The organism is Micromonospora sp. NPDC051196, from assembly GCF_040682415.1.
Taxonomy (GTDB): Bacteria; Actinomycetota; Actinomycetes; order Mycobacteriales; family Micromonosporaceae; genus Micromonospora.
On sequence record NZ_JBFBAY010000012.1, the window covers coordinates 52,267 to 67,479 of the forward strand.

Annotated in this window: 17 protein-coding genes; 9 read left to right on the plus strand and 8 right to left on the minus strand. The window is 70.6% G+C overall.

All coding sequences use genetic code 11. From position 1 onward, the window contains the following. The first annotated feature begins 18 nt into the window (after positions 1-18). Entirely contained in the window at positions 19-1,269 is a 1,251-nt protein-coding gene (locus AB0M35_RS21855) for an AI-2E family transporter (protein WP_363747410.1), read from the plus strand. Positions 1,270-1,307: 38 nt separating this feature from the next. On the opposite strand, the gene AB0M35_RS21860 is transcribed toward AB0M35_RS21855, so the two are convergent. From AB0M35_RS21860 to AB0M35_RS21875, 4 genes are all read right to left on the minus strand, one after another. Continuing rightward, complete coding sequence (locus AB0M35_RS21860) at positions 1,308-2,117, minus strand: alpha/beta hydrolase (protein WP_363747411.1); 810 nt, start codon at positions 2,115-2,117, stop codon at positions 1,308-1,310. Positions 2,118-2,196: 79 nt separating this feature from the next. Further along, complete coding sequence (locus AB0M35_RS21865; RefSeq protein WP_363747595.1) at positions 2,197-2,493, minus strand: hypothetical protein; 297 nt, start codon at positions 2,491-2,493, stop codon at positions 2,197-2,199. A gap of 124 nt (positions 2,494-2,617) precedes the next feature. After that, complete coding sequence (locus tag AB0M35_RS21870; protein ID WP_363747412.1) at positions 2,618-4,252, minus strand: 3-hydroxybutyryl-CoA dehydrogenase; 1,635 nt, start codon at positions 4,250-4,252, stop codon at positions 2,618-2,620. A gap of 130 nt (positions 4,253-4,382) precedes the next feature. Further along, the gene (locus tag AB0M35_RS21875; RefSeq protein ID WP_363747413.1) at positions 4,383-4,814 is read right to left on the minus strand and encodes an FHA domain-containing protein; all 432 of its coding nucleotides are present in this window, start codon (positions 4,812-4,814) and stop codon (positions 4,383-4,385) included. A gap of 252 nt (positions 4,815-5,066) precedes the next feature. On the opposite strand from AB0M35_RS21875, the gene AB0M35_RS21880 reads away from it, so the two are divergent. Beyond that, positions 5,067-6,569: an aldehyde dehydrogenase family protein gene (locus AB0M35_RS21880; protein WP_363747414.1), complete on the plus strand. Its 1,503-nt coding sequence runs from the start codon at positions 5,067-5,069 to the stop codon at positions 6,567-6,569. Here the strand turns inward: AB0M35_RS21880 and nucS are convergent. Beyond that, complete coding sequence (nucS, locus tag AB0M35_RS21885; RefSeq protein WP_102660226.1) at positions 6,566-7,225, minus strand: endonuclease NucS; 660 nt, start codon at positions 7,223-7,225, stop codon at positions 6,566-6,568. The genes AB0M35_RS21880 and nucS overlap by 4 nt on opposite strands. 71 nt (positions 7,226-7,296) lie before the next feature. On the opposite strand from nucS, the gene AB0M35_RS21890 reads away from it, so the two are divergent. The 5 genes from AB0M35_RS21890 to AB0M35_RS21910 all read left to right on the plus strand — a co-directional run bounded on the left by AB0M35_RS21890 (position 7,297) and on the right by AB0M35_RS21910 (position 11,160). After that, positions 7,297-7,917 (plus strand): DUF4126 domain-containing protein, encoded by a 621-nt coding sequence (locus AB0M35_RS21890; RefSeq protein WP_363747597.1) that lies wholly within the window; start codon positions 7,297-7,299, stop codon positions 7,915-7,917. 90 nt (positions 7,918-8,007) lie between these two features. Further along, positions 8,008-8,937 (plus strand): polysaccharide deacetylase family protein, encoded by a 930-nt coding sequence (locus tag AB0M35_RS21895; RefSeq protein WP_363747415.1) that lies wholly within the window; start codon positions 8,008-8,010, stop codon positions 8,935-8,937. Positions 8,938-9,021: 84 nt separating this feature from the next. Continuing rightward, positions 9,022-9,321 carry a DUF1540 domain-containing protein gene (locus tag AB0M35_RS21900; protein WP_363747416.1) on the plus strand — a complete coding sequence of 100 codons (300 nt, stop codon included), beginning with the start codon at positions 9,022-9,024 and terminating at the stop codon, positions 9,319-9,321. 145 nt (positions 9,322-9,466) lie between these two features. Continuing rightward, entirely contained in the window at positions 9,467-10,315 is an 849-nt protein-coding gene (locus AB0M35_RS21905) for an ABC transporter ATP-binding protein (protein ID WP_363747417.1), read from the plus strand. Beyond that, positions 10,312-11,160, plus strand: a complete 849-nt coding sequence (locus AB0M35_RS21910) for an ABC transporter permease (protein WP_363747418.1) — start codon at positions 10,312-10,314, stop codon at positions 11,158-11,160. Before AB0M35_RS21905 ends, AB0M35_RS21910 begins: the two co-directional genes overlap by 4 nt. Positions 11,161-11,312: 152 nt before the next feature. Here the strand turns inward: AB0M35_RS21910 and AB0M35_RS21915 are convergent, their stop codons facing one another. Continuing rightward, the gene (locus tag AB0M35_RS21915) at positions 11,313-12,161 is read right to left on the minus strand and encodes a 3-hydroxyacyl-CoA dehydrogenase family protein (protein ID WP_363747419.1); all 849 of its coding nucleotides are present in this window, start codon (positions 12,159-12,161) and stop codon (positions 11,313-11,315) included. 75 nt (positions 12,162-12,236) lie between these two features. After that, positions 12,237-13,679 carry a UDP-N-acetylglucosamine 1-carboxyvinyltransferase gene (gene murA / locus AB0M35_RS21920; protein WP_363747420.1) on the minus strand — a complete coding sequence of 481 codons (1,443 nt, stop codon included), beginning with the start codon at positions 13,677-13,679 and terminating at the stop codon, positions 12,237-12,239. On the opposite strand from murA, the gene AB0M35_RS21925 reads away from it, so the two are divergent. Both AB0M35_RS21925 and AB0M35_RS21930 read left to right on the plus strand, forming a co-directional pair. Next, on the plus strand, positions 13,678-14,250 hold the full coding sequence (locus tag AB0M35_RS21925) for a cob(I)yrinic acid a,c-diamide adenosyltransferase (protein ID WP_363747421.1): 573 nt from the start codon (positions 13,678-13,680) through the stop codon (positions 14,248-14,250). The two genes, murA and AB0M35_RS21925, sit on opposite strands and share 2 nt — an antisense overlap. After that, on the plus strand, positions 14,226-14,666 hold the full coding sequence (locus AB0M35_RS21930) for a VOC family protein (protein ID WP_363747423.1): 441 nt from the start codon (positions 14,226-14,228) through the stop codon (positions 14,664-14,666). The genes AB0M35_RS21925 and AB0M35_RS21930 overlap by 25 nt, the downstream gene beginning before the upstream one ends. Here AB0M35_RS21930 and AB0M35_RS21935 read toward each other — a convergent pair. Continuing rightward, the gene (locus AB0M35_RS21935) at positions 14,612-15,211 is read right to left on the minus strand and encodes a helix-turn-helix domain-containing protein (protein WP_363747424.1); all 600 of its coding nucleotides are present in this window, start codon (positions 15,209-15,211) and stop codon (positions 14,612-14,614) included. The genes AB0M35_RS21930 and AB0M35_RS21935 overlap by 55 nt on opposite strands. Positions 15,212-15,213 lie beyond the last annotated feature (2 nt).

A 15,213-nucleotide genomic window follows, 5' to 3' on the forward strand; every position in this document is an offset into this window, starting at 1 on the left:
GCTTGGACGGGAGACCGGATGGCGCACGACGGGCCGAACCAGTCGGGACCGGAGCAGTCGGGACCGGAGCAGTCCGAACCGCAGGAGTCCGGGCCGGTGACGGCGGGCAGCGGGGCCGGCGAGGGCGGCACCGCACCCGAGATGCCCTCCGGCGGTCGGTCGGCACCGCACAAGACGACGGCTTCGTCCGCTCCGGCACCGGGTACCGCGAGCGGAGACGCCGGTCGGTTCGGCACTCCGGGGCGCCCGCTGCGGCGCAACAGCTTCCTCGTCGGCTTCACCGGAGCGCTCGGCGTGCTGTCCGCGTACGCCGTCTATCTGGGCTTGCGGAACGCGGCGGGGATCCTGGTCCTGGTGGTCATCGCGCTGTTCCTCGCGGTGGGCCTGCACCCGGCGGTGGTCCGGCTGTGTGCCTGGGGGCTGCCTCGCGGGGTGGCCGTGGCGGCGGTGACGCTGACCGTGTTGGCGCTGCTCAGCGCCGGTGTGCTGGCCCTGGTGCCGCCGATCGTGACCCAGTCCGGACAATTCCTCGACCAGTTGCCGAGCTACCTGGACACGCTGCGGCGCAACGAGGCCGTCAACGACCTCGTGGTGCGGTTCGACCTGATGCGCCGGGCGCAGGAGGCGGCCAACGCCGACGTGGTCGGCCGGGCGCTGGGCGGGGTGCTCGGCGGGGCCCAGTTGGTCTTCGGCACGGTCTTCCGGGTGCTGACCGTGCTCGTGCTGACCATCTACTTCCTGGTCCACTTCGACCGGATGCGCAATCTCGGTTACGCGCTGGTGCCGCGTTCCCGTCGCGAGCGGGTGCAGCTCATCGGTGACGAGATCCTGACCAAGGTCGGCGCGTACATGGTCGGCGCGCTGTCCATCGCGGTGCTGGCCGGGGTGACCACGTTCGTGTTCGCGCTGGTCGTCGGCCTGCCGTACCCGTTCGCGCTCGCCGTCGTGGTCGCGGTGACCGACCTGATCCCGCAGATCGGCGCGACCCTCGGCGCGGTGATCGTCAGCCTGGTCGGCTTCGCCACCGATCCGTCCGTCGGGATCGCCTGCGTGGTCTTCTTCGTCGTGTACCAGCAGATCGAGAACTACCTCATCTATCCCAAGATCATGCGCCGGTCGGTGCACGTCAACGAGGTCGCCGCGCTGGTCGCGGCGCTGCTCGGGGTGTCCCTGCTGGGGGTGATCGGGGCGCTCATCGCCATCCCGACCGTGGCCGCCGCCCAACTGATCCTGCGCGAGGTGGTGCTCCCTCGCCAGGACGTCCGCTGACCCGGTCCTCGGCCTCGCGTTGCTGTGGGAGAGCCGACTCAGTCGGCCTGGCGCTGTTGCGGGCCCGGCACCGGGGTGTCGGCGAAGGCGGCCACCGTGCGGTCGGCGTACGCGCTGGCGTCGCCGGTCTCCATCGGACCGTCCCAGGTGGTCGGCAATGGTACGGACACGGCCGGGTTGACCCGCCGGACCACCTCGTCGAGCACGGTCTCGGCGTCACCGACCCACAGGTGCTTCGCCCCCGGCACCCCGACCACCTCGGCCTGCGGTATCGCCGCGAACCGCTCACGGGCCTGTTCGGGGCGGAGGTAGTCGTCGAACTCCGGCACCAGCGCGGTAAGCGGTTTGCCCGACTCGGCCCACTGGGCCAGGTCGGCCGGCTCGGAGAAGCGCAGCGGCGGCGAGAGCAGGATCGCGCCGGTCACCGCCGGGTCGCAGCCGTACTTCAGGGCCAGGTCGGTACCGAACGACCAGCCGAGCAGCCAGATGTCGGGCAGCTCGTGGAACTCGGCGTACTCGATGGCGGCGGCCACGTCGTAGCGCTCGCCGACGGCCGAGTCGAACGTCCCCTCGCTGGTGCCGCGCACACTGCTGGTGCCGCGCGTGTTGAACCGGAGCACCGCCACGTCGGCCAGGGCGGGCAGGCGCCACGCCGCCTTGCGGAACACGTGGCTGTCCATCATCCCGCCGTGGGTGGGCAACGGGTGCAGGCAGACCAGGGTGGCCGCCGGTGGCCGGTCGACCGGGAGCGCCAGCTCACCGACCAGGCACAGCCCGTCCGCGGTGTGCAGCTCGATGTCTTCCCGGCGCCCGGGCAGGATCGACGATGCGCGGATCGATGCACTCACCCCGCCATCCTCCCGCCCCACCGCCCGCGCCGCCGCCCGAGGTGACAAAGATCGCCCCGGCGGAGCCGCCGCGCTGGCGTCAGCCGTGGCGGGGGGCGCTGCGCCCGCGCTGGATGACCGGCGCCCGGCGGTCCCGAGCCCGCCAACACCCGCTGTGCCAGTGCCGCCGATCGGTCAGGTCGCCCCGGCCGTCGGCCGGCCACGCGACCAGGTGCGCCACACCGGGCCGGATCTCCTGGTCACAACCGGGACAGCGGTACGTCTTCGCCGACGAGCCGCCACTGATCCCACGTACCTGCCAGTCGCCGTCACGCCACTGCTGCACCGATGCGACGCCCTGCCGGGCGCGCTCGGCGTCCAGGCGCTCGGCGTCCAGGCGCTCGGCGTCGTCACGGCGGGGACGGTTACGACGAGGACTCACAACATCCAGCGTACGGCCGAGCTGGAGTCACCTCCCGTACGGGAGATGGCGCCGGCGGCGTTGACAAGGGAGCCCTTCCTTACACCTGGAAGCGGCGGCCGGCGGTTACCAGTTGTTCCAGCAGGGGTGCCGGGGCGAGGCCGGGTTCACGCGATTCGCGGTACAACGCCCGTTGCACGGCCAGCGACACGTCCAGCCCGATCGCGTCGAGCAGTTCGAACGGGCCCGTCGGGTAGCCGCAGCCCAGCTTCATGGCGTTGTCGATGTCGCCGGTGGTGGAGTAGTTGGCCTCCAGCATCCGCACCGCGTCGTTGAGGTACGGGAACAGCAACGCGTTGACGATGAAACCGGCCCGGTCCCCGCAGACCACCCCGGTCTTGCCGAGGGCGGCGGCGACCGCACGGGCGGTGTCGGTGGCCTCCGCCGAGGTACGGATCGTCCGGACGATCTCCACCAGCGGCGTCGCCGGGTTGGCGAAGTGCAGGCCCACCACGTCGGCCGGGCGCCCGGTGGCCATCGCCAGCTCGATCACCGGCAGGGCGGAGGTGGTGGTGGCCAGCACCACGCCCGGCTTGCAGACCTCGCCCAGGCCGACGAACAGCGCCTTCTTCACGCTCAGATCGTCGGGCACCGCCTCGACCACCAGGTCGACGTCGCCCAGTTGCCCCAACCCTGTCGACGGGTCGACCGGGACGACCTCGTATCCGGCCGTGGTGAAGGCCGCGACGAAACCGGCGGCCAACTCTCCGGAGCCGACCACACCGACCTTGGTGACGGCTCGCGCACCGTCGGCGGGCGCCAACGCGGCCGGATCCGGGGTCAGCTCGTCCGGTACGAGTTTGCCGGAGCCCGGACGCTCGTAGGTGTAGAAGCCACGGCCGGACTTACGACCGAGCAACCCGGCGGTCACCATCTGCCGGAGCAGCGGCACCGGGGAGTGCCGGCGGTCCCGCCCACCGCGCCGGTACATCGTGTCGAGGATCTCGTACGCGGTGTCCAGGCCGATCAGGTCCAGCAGGGCCAGCGGGCCCAGCGGCAGGCCGCAGCCGAGCTTCATCGCGGCGTCGATGTCCTCGCGGGTGGCGTAGCGGGCCTCGAACATCCCGATCGCCTGGTTGAGGTACCCGAACAGCAGGGCGTTGGCGATGAACCCGGCCCGGTCGTTGATCGTCACGTCGACCTTGCCGAGGCGTACGCAGAGCGCCTCCACGTCCGCCACCACGTCGGCCGAGGTGACCACCGTACGCACGACCTCGACCAGCTTCATCACCGGCGCCGGGTTGAAGAAGTGGATGCCGATCACCTGGTCGGGCCGGGTGGTGGCCACCGAGATCTCGGTGACGCTCAACGACGAGGTGTTGGTGGCGAGGATGGCCTCCGGCTTGCACACCCGGTCCAGTTCGGCGAAGAGCCGCTGCTTGATGTCGAGTCGCTCGGGGACCGCCTCGATCACCAGGTCCACCGAGTCCAGGGCGGCCAGCCCGACGGCGAAGGTGACCCGGCCGAGCAGGGCGTCCCGGTCTGCCTCGGCGAGCTTGCCCCGGGCCACCGCCCGGTCGGTGGAGCCGGTCAGGTTGGCCCGCCCGCGTTCCAGGGCGGCGTCGGAGATCTCCACGGCGACCACGTCGATGCCGTTGCGGGCGAACACCTCGACGATGCCGGCACCCATGGTGCCCAGCCCCACCACGCCCACCCTGGTGAACTCGCGCGCCATGACCCCGGCCTCCCTTGTCCGCTCCGCGCGGCCGGATTTGAACGGCCGCTAAGGCTTTGGCCGCGAGTCTGCCACGCGGCGGGCCGCTGACGGAGCGCGGGGCAGCGCGCGAACAGTTCCGCCGAACCGGCTACGGCGCCGCCGGAGCGGACGCGATCTGCCCCGGCGTGCCGGTGGGCAGCACCAACGTGGTGCGCCGTTCCTGGCGGGGCACGCCGAAGCTCAGGCCCACCGGGTCGGTCCGCGCCAGCGCGGGGTCGAAGAAGCGTAGTTCGGTGCGGCCGATCAGGATCATGTCGCCGTCGGTGAGGCGAACCACCCCGCTGCTGCGTAGCCCGTTCACCCAGGTGCCGTTCGTGGAGCCGAGATCCAGCAGGGAGACGCCCTCGCCGGTGAGCCGGATCTCAGCGTGCCGGCGACTGAGGTGCGGATCGTGCACGACGATGTCCGCCGCCGCGTCCCGGCCGATCACCATCGGCTGATGACGCAGCCGGAAACTGAGCCCGCGCATCGGGCCGGCGGCCACCGTCAACAGCGGCAACAGTTGCGGATGCTGCTCCATGGGCCGTCAGACCTCCATGCCGTGCGCCATCCCGGATCAGCCTGCCATCACCACCCGGCCACCTGCACCGCCCATCCGGCCATCGCCCAGTAACCGGCAAGCCACCTCCCGTTCGCCACTTCCACGACCGGCGGTACGGCGTTCACCCAGGCCGGGCGCCGTACCGTAGCGGCCACCCGACCCGGTGGGTACGCGTCGCGCCTGGCCGGGCGCGACCTACCGACGAGTAGGTCTCGGGTCTAGACTTCCGCCATGACGGCTGTGCATCTGCCCGGCACCCCCGTGATCGAGGGCGATCACCTGATCTCGACCAGCCCGGCGACCGGTGCAGAGGCCGGGCGACTCCCGCTCGCCACCGCCGACGACATCGCGCAGGCCGTCGAGCGGGCCCGTGCCGCCGGCCAGTGGTGGGCCGGGCTCGGCTTCGACGCACGACGCGACCGGCTGCTGCGCTGGCGGCGGCTGCTCGCCCAGCGGATGGAACAGCTGGCGGAACTGGTGCACACCGAGGGCGGCAAGCCCGTCGCGGACGCCATCGTCGAGATCGTCAGCGCGGTCGAGCACGTCGACTGGGCGGCCCGTAACGCCCGCCGGGTGCTCGGCCCCCGCAAGGTCCGGTCCCGGCTCGTCCTGGCGGAGTTCTCCGCCCACCTGGAGTACCAGCCACACGGGGTGATCGGCGTCATCGGCCCCTGGAACTATCCGGTCTTCACCCCGATCGGCTCCGCCGCGTACGCGATGGCCGCCGGCAACGCGGTGGTGTTCAAGCCGAGCGAGTACACCCCGCTCGTCGGGCAGTGGCTGGTCGACACCTTCGCCGAGGTGGTGCCGGAGCAGCCCGTCTTCACCGCGGTGCACGGGCTCGGCGACATCGGTGCCGCGCTGTGCCGCAGCGGGGTCGACAAGGTGGCCTTCACCGGCTCCACGGCGACCGCGAAGAAGGTCATGGCGGCCTGCGCCGAGTCACTGACTCCCGTGCTGCTGGAGGCCGGCGGCAAGGACGCGATGATCGTGGACGCCGACGCCGACCTCGATGCCGCCGCCGAGGCGTGCGTCTGGGGTGCGATGACCAACGCCGGGCAGACCTGCATCGGCATCGAGCGGGTCTACGTGGTGGAGCCGGTCTTCGACGCCTTCGTGGCCAAGGTGGTCGAGCGGGCCGGTCGGCTCACCGTCGGTGCCGACGGCGCGGACGTCGGCCCGATCACCATGCCGAGTCAGCTCGACGTCATCCGTCGGCACATCTCCGACGCGCTGGCCCGGGGCGGACGCGCCGCACTCGGCGGAGCGGATTCGGTACGGCCGCCGTACGCCCATCCGACCGTGCTGGTGGACGTGCCGGAGGACTCCGACGCCGTACGCGAGGAGACCTTCGGGCCCACCGTGACCATCAACCGGGTCCGCGACGCCGACGAGGCGCTCTCGCGGGCCAACGCCCTGCCGTACGGCCTGGGGGGTTCGGTCTTCGGTCAACGGCGCGCGGTGGCGATCGCGCGGCGACTGCGCTCCGGCATGGCTTCCATCAACTCGACTCTCACCTTCGCCGGGATGTCCACCCTGCCGTTCGGCGGGGTGGGCGAGTCGGGCTTCGGCCGCATTCACGGCGAGGACGGGCTGCGGGAGTTCGGTCGGGCCAAGTCGATCACCCGCCGCCGGGCCCGCTCGCTGCTGCCGTCCACCACCTTCGAGCGCACCCCGGCCGACGTCGACCGCCTGGTCAAGGCGGTGAAACTGCTGTACGGCCGGAAGCTCTAGAAGAGCGTCAGCTCGTCGCGTTCGATGCCGCGCAGCCGGTCGTAGTTCACCGCGACGCAACGGATCCCCCGGTCCGTGGCGAGCACCCGGGCCTGCGGCTTGATCTCCTGCGCGGCGAAGACCCCGGTCACCGGGGCGAGCAGCGGGTCACGGTTGAGCAGTTCGAGGTACCGGGTGAGCTGCTCAACCCCGTCGATCTCGCCGCGCCGCTTCACCTCGACGGCGACGGTGCCTCCGTTGGCGTCCCGACAGAGCAGGTCCACCGGGCCGATCGCGGTCATGTACTCCCGGCGGATCAGCGTGAACCCCTCGCCGAGGGTCTCCGGGTTGGCCGCCAGCAACTCCTGAAGGTGCGCCTCGACACCGTCCTTGCGCAGCCCCGGGTCGACGCCCAGCTCGTACGAGGTGTCCTGGAAGATCTCCTCCAGGGTGATCCGCAGCTCCTCGCCGGCCTTGTTGACCACCCGCCACACGCCGGGGGCCTCCTCCAGCCGGCAGGGCGGGCTCATCCAGTTCAGAGGCTTGTACGCCCGGTCGTCGGCGTGGATCGACACCGACCCGTCCGCCTTCACCATCAACAGCCGCGTGGCCGGCGGCAGGTGGGCCGAGAGCCGTCCGACATAGTCAACCGAGCATTTCGCAATCACCAACCGCACCCGACGAGGGTAGCGGAGGCACCGGGCATCGCCGCCGAGCGCCACTGGCGTGCCGGTGCCATGCTGAAATGGTGCTCGAATTGCTCACCGGTACCGGACTGGCCGCCTCGGCGGGGTTGAACGCGTACATCCCGCTGCTGGTGATGGGGGTGCTGGCCCGCTACACCAGCGTGATCGACCTGCCCGGCGGCTGGCAGTGGCTGGGCAACGGCTGGGTGCTCGCGATCCTCACCGCACTGCTGGTCGTCGAGTTCGTCGCGGACAAGGTGCCGGTGGTGGACCACGTCAACGACGTGGTCCAGACGGTGGTCCGGCCGACGGCGGGCGGCCTGGCCTTCGGTGCAGGCTCGGCCGCCGAGACGGTGACGGTCAGCGATCCCGACAGCTTCTTCGCCAGTGGTGGCCAGTGGTGGCCGGTGCTGGTCGGGGTGGTCATCGCCCTCGGCATCCACCTGCTCAAGTCCGCCGCCCGGCCGGTCATCAACGCGGCCACGGCCGGCGTCGGGGCGCCGGTGGCGAGCACCGCCGAGGACGCCACGAGTGTGGTGATGTCCCTCGTCGCGATCCTCCTGCCGGTGCTGGTGCTGGTGTTCCTGGTCGCCCTCGTGTTCTTCCTGCCCTGGTTCCTGCGCCGCCGGGCGGAGCGCCGCCGGGAACGCCGGGCCGCCCGCGAGGCCGGCTTCCGCGTCTGAACTGGGCGTACGCGCTGCGCTTCCCATCCCGCCCAGGCGCTGCCTGGCCGGATGATGTTGGCGGTCGGACGCGGTTGACATCATCTCCCGGTGCCCGTGAAGAATTCCCGCGTTCCGCTCGTGGCGACGCTCGCCGCCGTCGTCGGTGCCCTCACCCTGCTGGTCGTCATGAACCCGCTCCAGCGCAACGGCGCCGACCTGGGGCAGCCGTCCGAATCCGGCGCGAGGTTCGTCGAAGCGGAGGTGGGTGCCAGCGACCGGCCCAAGGCGTCGGCGACACCGTCGAGTGCGTCGTCCACCCCGCCGGCCGGGGCGCTGCCCGGCGCGACCCGGACCGACGCGCTGCCTCCGGTAGTCGACCACGGCCCACGCCGGGGCAACAAGGTGGCGCTGACCTTCGACGCGGACATGACCGACGCGATGCGACGCCAGCTACGCAGCGGCGCCGTGCGGTCGTACGCCAACCTGGAGATCATCGACCGGCTGGAACGGGAGGGCGTACCGGCCACCTTCTTCCTCACCGGCATGTGGGTCGAGCAGTACCCGGACGTGACCCGGCGGCTGGCCGCCAACCCGCAGTTCGAACTGGCCAACCACACCTACGGGCACCTCGCCTTCACCGCGGACTGCTACGGACTGCCCCGCATCGACCGCCGGAAGATGACCGCCGATGTCGCCCGCACCTTCGACCTCGTGAGCGCCTACGGCGGTCGGCAGACCCGGTATTTCCGATTTCCGGGGCTCTGCCACGACCGGACGGCGCTGACCGCACTCGCCCCGCTCGGTCTCACGGTCGTCGACGGCGACGTGGTCAGCGGGGACCCCTTCGCGACGGCCTGGCAGCCGATCGTGCGGGCCGTGCTGGACCGGGTCCGCCCCGGCTCGGTGATCGTCCTGCACGTGACCGAGGCCAACGCGCCGATGACCGACGAGGCGCTGCCGCACATCCTGGCCGGGCTCGCCGAACGGGGTCTCGAACCGGCCCCGCTCTCCGAGGTGCTCGACGCGCCACCGGCCTAGGGTCGGTCGCACGGATCCCGGCGAACCCGACCGCACAGATCTCCCAGATGCCTAAAATCGGGCAAATACCTAGAGGAGGTCGCGATGACCGCAGCCTTGGAAATGCCGCGGGTCCAGGAGTGTGTGGTGGCCGCCTGCGCGTACAACCACACCAACGACTGCCACGCGTTCGCCATCACGATCGGCAGCATGGACCACGCCCACTGCCACACCTTCGTCGAGATGCCGACCATCCGGGCCGGCGCTGACGGCCAGAAGGCCCAGGTGGGCGCCTGCAAGCGAGCCGACTGCCGACACAACGTGCAGTTGGAGTGCCAGGCCCCCTCGATCCGCGTCGGCCCCGACGCCGACATGGCCGACTGCATGACCTACACCCACCGCTGACCGGTAAGGAAGGGCCCCTTCTTAACGCCTGCGGTATAGGAAGGGGCCCTTCCTAACATCTCGGCGCCGACACCTCGGGACGGGTGGCGGGAACCACCACCCCCGGTGCGGGCGACCCGCCGATGCAGGTCGCACACTTGACGACATGAGTGACGACGTCGCGATCCACGTCCGGGGGCTGCGCAAGGCGTACGGCGACAATGTCGCGGTGGCCGGGCTGGACCTGGACGTTCACCGGGGCGAGGTGTTCGCCCTGTTGGGGCCGAACGGCGCCGGCAAGAGCACCACCGTGGAGATCCTGGAGGGCTACCGGCACCGGGACTCGGGTGAGGTGCGGGTACTCGGCATCGACCCGACCGAGGCCACCCCGCAGTGGCGGGCCCGGGTGGGCATCGTGCTCCAGGGCACCGGCGAATTCGACGAGCTGACCGTCACCGAGGTGGTCCACCACTTCGCCGCCTTCTATCCCGACGCCGACGACCCGGACAAGGTGATCGCGCGCGTCGGTCTGGCCGACAAGGCCCGCGCCCGTACGCACACCCTCTCCGGCGGGCAGAAACGCCGACTGGACGTCGCGCTGGGCATCATCGGCCGCCCCGAACTGCTTTTCCTCGACGAGCCGACCACCGGTTTCGACCCGGAGGCACGCCGCGAGTTCTGGGAGCTGATCCGGGACCTCTCCGCGGCCGGCACCACCATCGTGCTCACCACGCACTACCTCGACGAGGCCGAGGCGCTCGCCGACCGGGTCGGCGTCATCGCCGGCGGCCGGCTGGTCGAGGTGGCCCCACCGAACAGCCTGGGCGACCGGCAGGAGGCGCTGGCCACGGTCTCCTGGCGTACGCCGGAAGGCACCCTGGAGAGCGCGCAGAGCGCGACGCCGACGGCGCTGGTGGCGGAGTTGGCAGCGCGGCTCGGTGGCGAGGTGCCCGGGCTCACCGTCACCCGGCCCACCCTCGAAGACATCTACCTTCGGATGATCGGACACCGATGACCACCACGACGAAGCCGGCGGCCCCGGTCGCCGCCGCCGCGCCAGCCCGCCGGCCGGGGCCGGCAAGTCTCGCCCTGCGCCAGGGACGGCTGGAGATCCGGCAGTTCCTGCGCAGCCGGGAATCCGTCGTGTTCACGCTCGGCTTCCCGATCATCATGGTGCTGATCTTCGCCTCGATCTTCGACGGCGACCTCGGCAGCGGGGTGAGCTACACGCAGTACTTCATCACCGGCATGATCGCGACCGGTCTGATGACGGTCAGCTTCCAGAACCTCGGCATCTGGATCCCCATCGAACGGGATCGGGGCGTGCTCAAGCGCTACCGGGGCACGCCGATGCCGAAGTGGGTCTGGTTCGCCGGCAAGGTGATCATGGTTTTGGTGACCGGCGTGGTGATGACCGCCCTGCTGCTCGGCGTCTCGGTGGCCCTGTTCGACCTGAACCTGCCGAGCACCGCGACGGCATGGCTCACCTTCGGCTGGGTCAGCGCGCTGGGCGTCACCGCGTGCACCCTGTGCGGCATCGCGATCTCGTCGCTGGCCCGCACCGCGCGCAGCGGCTCGGCGGTGGTCACCCCGATCGCCCTGATCCTCCAGTTCATCTCCGGGGTCTTCTTCGTCTTCACCAACCTGCCGAGCTGGATGCAGCAGGTGGCGGCCATCTTCCCGCTCAAGTGGATGTGCCAGGGGCTGCGCGCGGTCTTCCTGCCGGAAAGCTTCGGCGCCAACGAGCCCGGCGGTTCCTTCGAGCTGACCCGGGTCGCCCTGGTGCTGGGCGCCTGGTGCGTGATCGGCCTGGTGCTGTGCCTGACCACCTTCCGCTGGACCACCCGCCGCGACGGCTGAGCCCGGTGTAAGGAAGGGCACCTTATTAACGCCTGCGGTAGAGGAAGGGCCCCTTGTTAACAGACGCCAGCGCCCGAGCTGCTGATCTTGTTAATAAGGGGCCCTTCCTATGCACGAGGCGTTAACAAGGTGCCCTTCCTTACGCCACACCCTCAGTACGAGTAGAAGCCCTGGCCGGTCTTGCGGCCCAGATCGTTGGCGGTGGCCATGCGCTGGAGCAGCTCCGGTGGGAAGAACTTCTCGTCGGCGGTGTCGCTGTAGATGTTGCGGGTGGCGTTGAGCAGCACGTCGACGCCGGTCAGGTCGACGGTGGCGAGCGGTCCCATGGCGTGCCCGAAGCCGAGCTTGCAGGCGGTGTCCAGATCCTCGGCGGAGATGACCCCGGCCTCGACCAGCCGGACCGCCTCCATCGCCAGGGCGCAGATCAGTCGGGTGGTGACGAAGCCGGCGATGTCCCGGTTTACCACCACGACGGTCTTGCCGATCTCCTCGGCGAAGGACTTGACCGCCTCCAGGGTCGCGTCGCTGGTCTTGTAGCCCCGGACCAGCTCGCAGAGCTTCATCATCGGCACCGGCGAGAAGAAGTGGGTGCCGACGACCGCCTCGGGACGGTCGGTGACCGCCGCGATCTGGGTCACCGGGATCGCCGAGGTGTTGGTGGCCAGGATCGCGTCCGACTTGCAGATCCTGTCCAGCGCGCGGAACACCTCGTGCTTGATCTCCAGCCGCTCGAAGACCGCCTCGACCACGATGTCCGCGTCTGCCGCGGCCTCCAGTTCGGTGGTGGGGGTGATCCGTCCGAGCGCCGCCTCGACGTCGTCGGTGGAGATCTTCCCCTTCTCGGCGAACCGGGTCAGCGACTTGCGGATGCCGTCCACGCCACGCTGCGTCGCCGCGTCGTCCAGATCCCGCAGTGTCACCTGCCAGCCTGCCTGCGCCGCCACCTGGGCGATGCCCGAGCCCATCAGCCCGGCACCGACGACTGCGAGTCGACCCGCCATCTGCCTCTCCCTCGCTGCGATTTCGAGTGTCTGCCTGCACCCTAGTCGGCGAGCCTGAACGACCACTAAGGCGGCTCAGATGGTCAGTTCCGGTTCCTCCGGCGCGGTGGCCCGCTCGACCTCGATGCCGAGCGCCCGCAGGTCGGCGACGAAGTCGGGATAGCCCCGGTCGACGTGGTGCACGTGGGACACCTCGGTCACCCCGTCGGCACAGAGCCCGGCGATGATCAGCCCGGCGCCGGCCCGGATGTCGGTGGCGCGTACCGGTGCACCGGAGAGCCGCTCCCGGCCGCGTACCACCGCGTGATGCCCGTCGGTCTTGATGTCCGCACCGAGTCGCATCATCTCGTTGGCGAACATGAACCGGCCGTCGAAGATGTTCTCGGTGATCAGGGAGGCGCCTTCGCTGAGCGCGGCCAGACCGATCGCCATCGGCAGCAGGTCGGTGGCGAAGCCCGGATAGGGCAGGGTCACCACGTCCACCGCCCGGGGCCGGTCGTCCATCCGTACCCGGAAGGCGTTCGCCCGGGTTTCCACCAGGCCGCCGGCCGCGACCACCTTGTCCAGCGCGATCTCCAGGTAGGTCGGGTCGAGACCGGTCACGGTGACGTCGCCACGGGTCATCGCCGCCCCGAAGGCCCAGGTGCCGGCGACGATCCGGTCCCCCACCGTCGCGTGCCGGACCGGTTGCAACCGGGGTACGCCGACGACGGTGATGGTGGACGTACCCTCGCCCTCGATCAACGCGCCCATCCGGATCAGCATGGTGCAGATGTCCACGATCTCGGGCTCACGGGCCGCGTTGTCGATCACGGTGGTGCCGTCGGCCAGCACTGCCGCCATGATCAGGTTCTCGGTCGCCCCGACGCTGGGAAAGTCCAGAGTTATCTCCGCGCCGTGCAGTCCGTGCGGTGCGGCGGCGATCACGAAGCCGTGCTCGCCGGAGATGTCGGCACCCATCCGGGTCAACCCGGCGATGTGCATGTCCAGCCCACGCGAACCGATCGCGTCACCGCCCGGGTGGGCCACCCGCACGTACCCGCGCCGGGCCAGCAGCGGGCCGAGCACGCAGATCGACGCGCGCAGTCGGCGGACCAGGTCGTAGTCGGCCTCGACGCCCGGCTGCTCGGGCACGCCGATGGTGACCGACCGGGAGCGGGGCACCCCGCCTACCCCGACCATCGGATCCACCGGGTCGTCCACGTCGAACCGCACGTCGCAGCCGAGGCGCCGCAGCACCTCACCCATGATGGCGATGTCGGTGATCCGCGGGACGTTGGTGATCACGCTCCGGCCGGGGGCGAGCAGCGCGGCAGCCATCAGCTTGAGCGCCGAGTTCTTCGCGCCGACCACGTGCACCGTGCCGGCGAGCCGGGCCGCACCGTTGACCTGGATGACGTCGACGTCGGATATCGCCGGGTCGCCCGCGTCACCCGGTCCGACCCCGGCGGACCAACCCGTACCCGTCTCCGGACGCGTCGGGATGGTCAGGTCCGGTATCCGTAGGCTGTGCGTCATGGCCGTCCACCTCACGCGCATCTACACCAAGGCCGGCGACGCCGGCATGACCAGGTTGAGCAACAACGAGCAGGTGTCGAAGACAGACCCGCGGATCTGGGCGTACGCCGATGTCGACGAGTGCAACGCCGCGATCGGCGTGGCGCTCGCCCTGGGACAGCTCGACGACACCCTGCGGACGGTGCTCGGGCAGATCCAGAACGACCTGTTCGACGTGGGCGCCGACCTGTCCACCCCGGTCGAACCGGATCCCAAGTATCCGCCGCTGCGGGTCACCGAGGGGTACGTCGAGCGCCTTGAGGGCTGGTGCGACGAGTACAACGCGCGCCTGAGCAAGCTCGACTCCTTCATCCTCCCCGGCGGCACCGCGGGCGCGGCACTGCTGCATGCGGCGCGGACGATCGCCCGGCGCGCCGAGCGGTCGGCGTGGGCGCTTGTCGCACACGACCCCGACCGGACCAGCCACCTCCCGGCAAAGTATCTCAACCGGCTGTCGGATCTGCTCTTTATCCTGTCAAGAACGGCAAATCCGGACGGAGATGTGCTATGGGTCCCCGGCGGAGGCCGGTGACGCTTGGCGCCCTGCACCACGTGGAGGTCTGGGTACCCGACCTGGGCGCGGCAATGCACAGTTGGGGCTGGCTGCTCGGGAAACTGGGTTGGGCACCGTTCCAGGAGTGGCCGGTCGGCCGCTCCTGGCGGCTCGGCCCGACGTACCTCGTCCTTGAGCAGTCACCCGCGCTCTCCGGTCGGCACCACGACCGGCTCACGCCCGGCCTGAACCATCTGGCCTTTCACGCCGGTCCACCCGCCGCGGTGGACCGGCTGGTCGAGCAGGCCCCGGCGTACGGCTGGGAACTGCTCTTTCCTGACCGCCACCCGTACGCCGGCGGCGCCGGCACCTATGCCGCCTACCTGTCCGACGGACAGGGTTACGAGGTGGAGTTGGTGGCCTCCGACGGCGCGCCGCCGAGCCCGTCGTCCTGACCAGCCGTCAGGTCGGCCGGGAGTAGGACGGTGGTGAACAACCGCCGCGCCCGGTCCGGGCCCGGTCCCAACGCCGCGTACTCGGCGAACAGCTCACGCATCCGGGTGATGAACTCGACCGCTTCGGCGTCGGAGACGTAGAACGCGTTCTGCCGATAGCCGGCCAGGTCGCGGGCCAGGTCGCCACCGCCGCTGTCGAGATAGCGGTCGAAGTCGGCGAGCAGCCCGGCGACGAAGGTGAGAAAGGCCCGGCGATGCTGTTCCGGGGTCATCCCGCGGATCGCGTCGGCGTCCACCGCAGCCGCCGACTCGTCCAACTGGTAGCTGCGCTCGATCGCACCCCGGATCCGCCGTTCCCCGACCGACCGCAGCACTCCGTGACCGGCGAGGGTGGCGACCTGCCGGTACAGGGTCGCCGGGGCCACGTCCGCCAGTTCGGCGCGCAGGTCGGCGGTGGTCAGCGTCCGGCCGCCCAGAAATGCCTGGACGATCCGCATCCGGACCGGATGAAGCAGCAGCTCAGCAGTGTCGAGGGCCACAAACATCT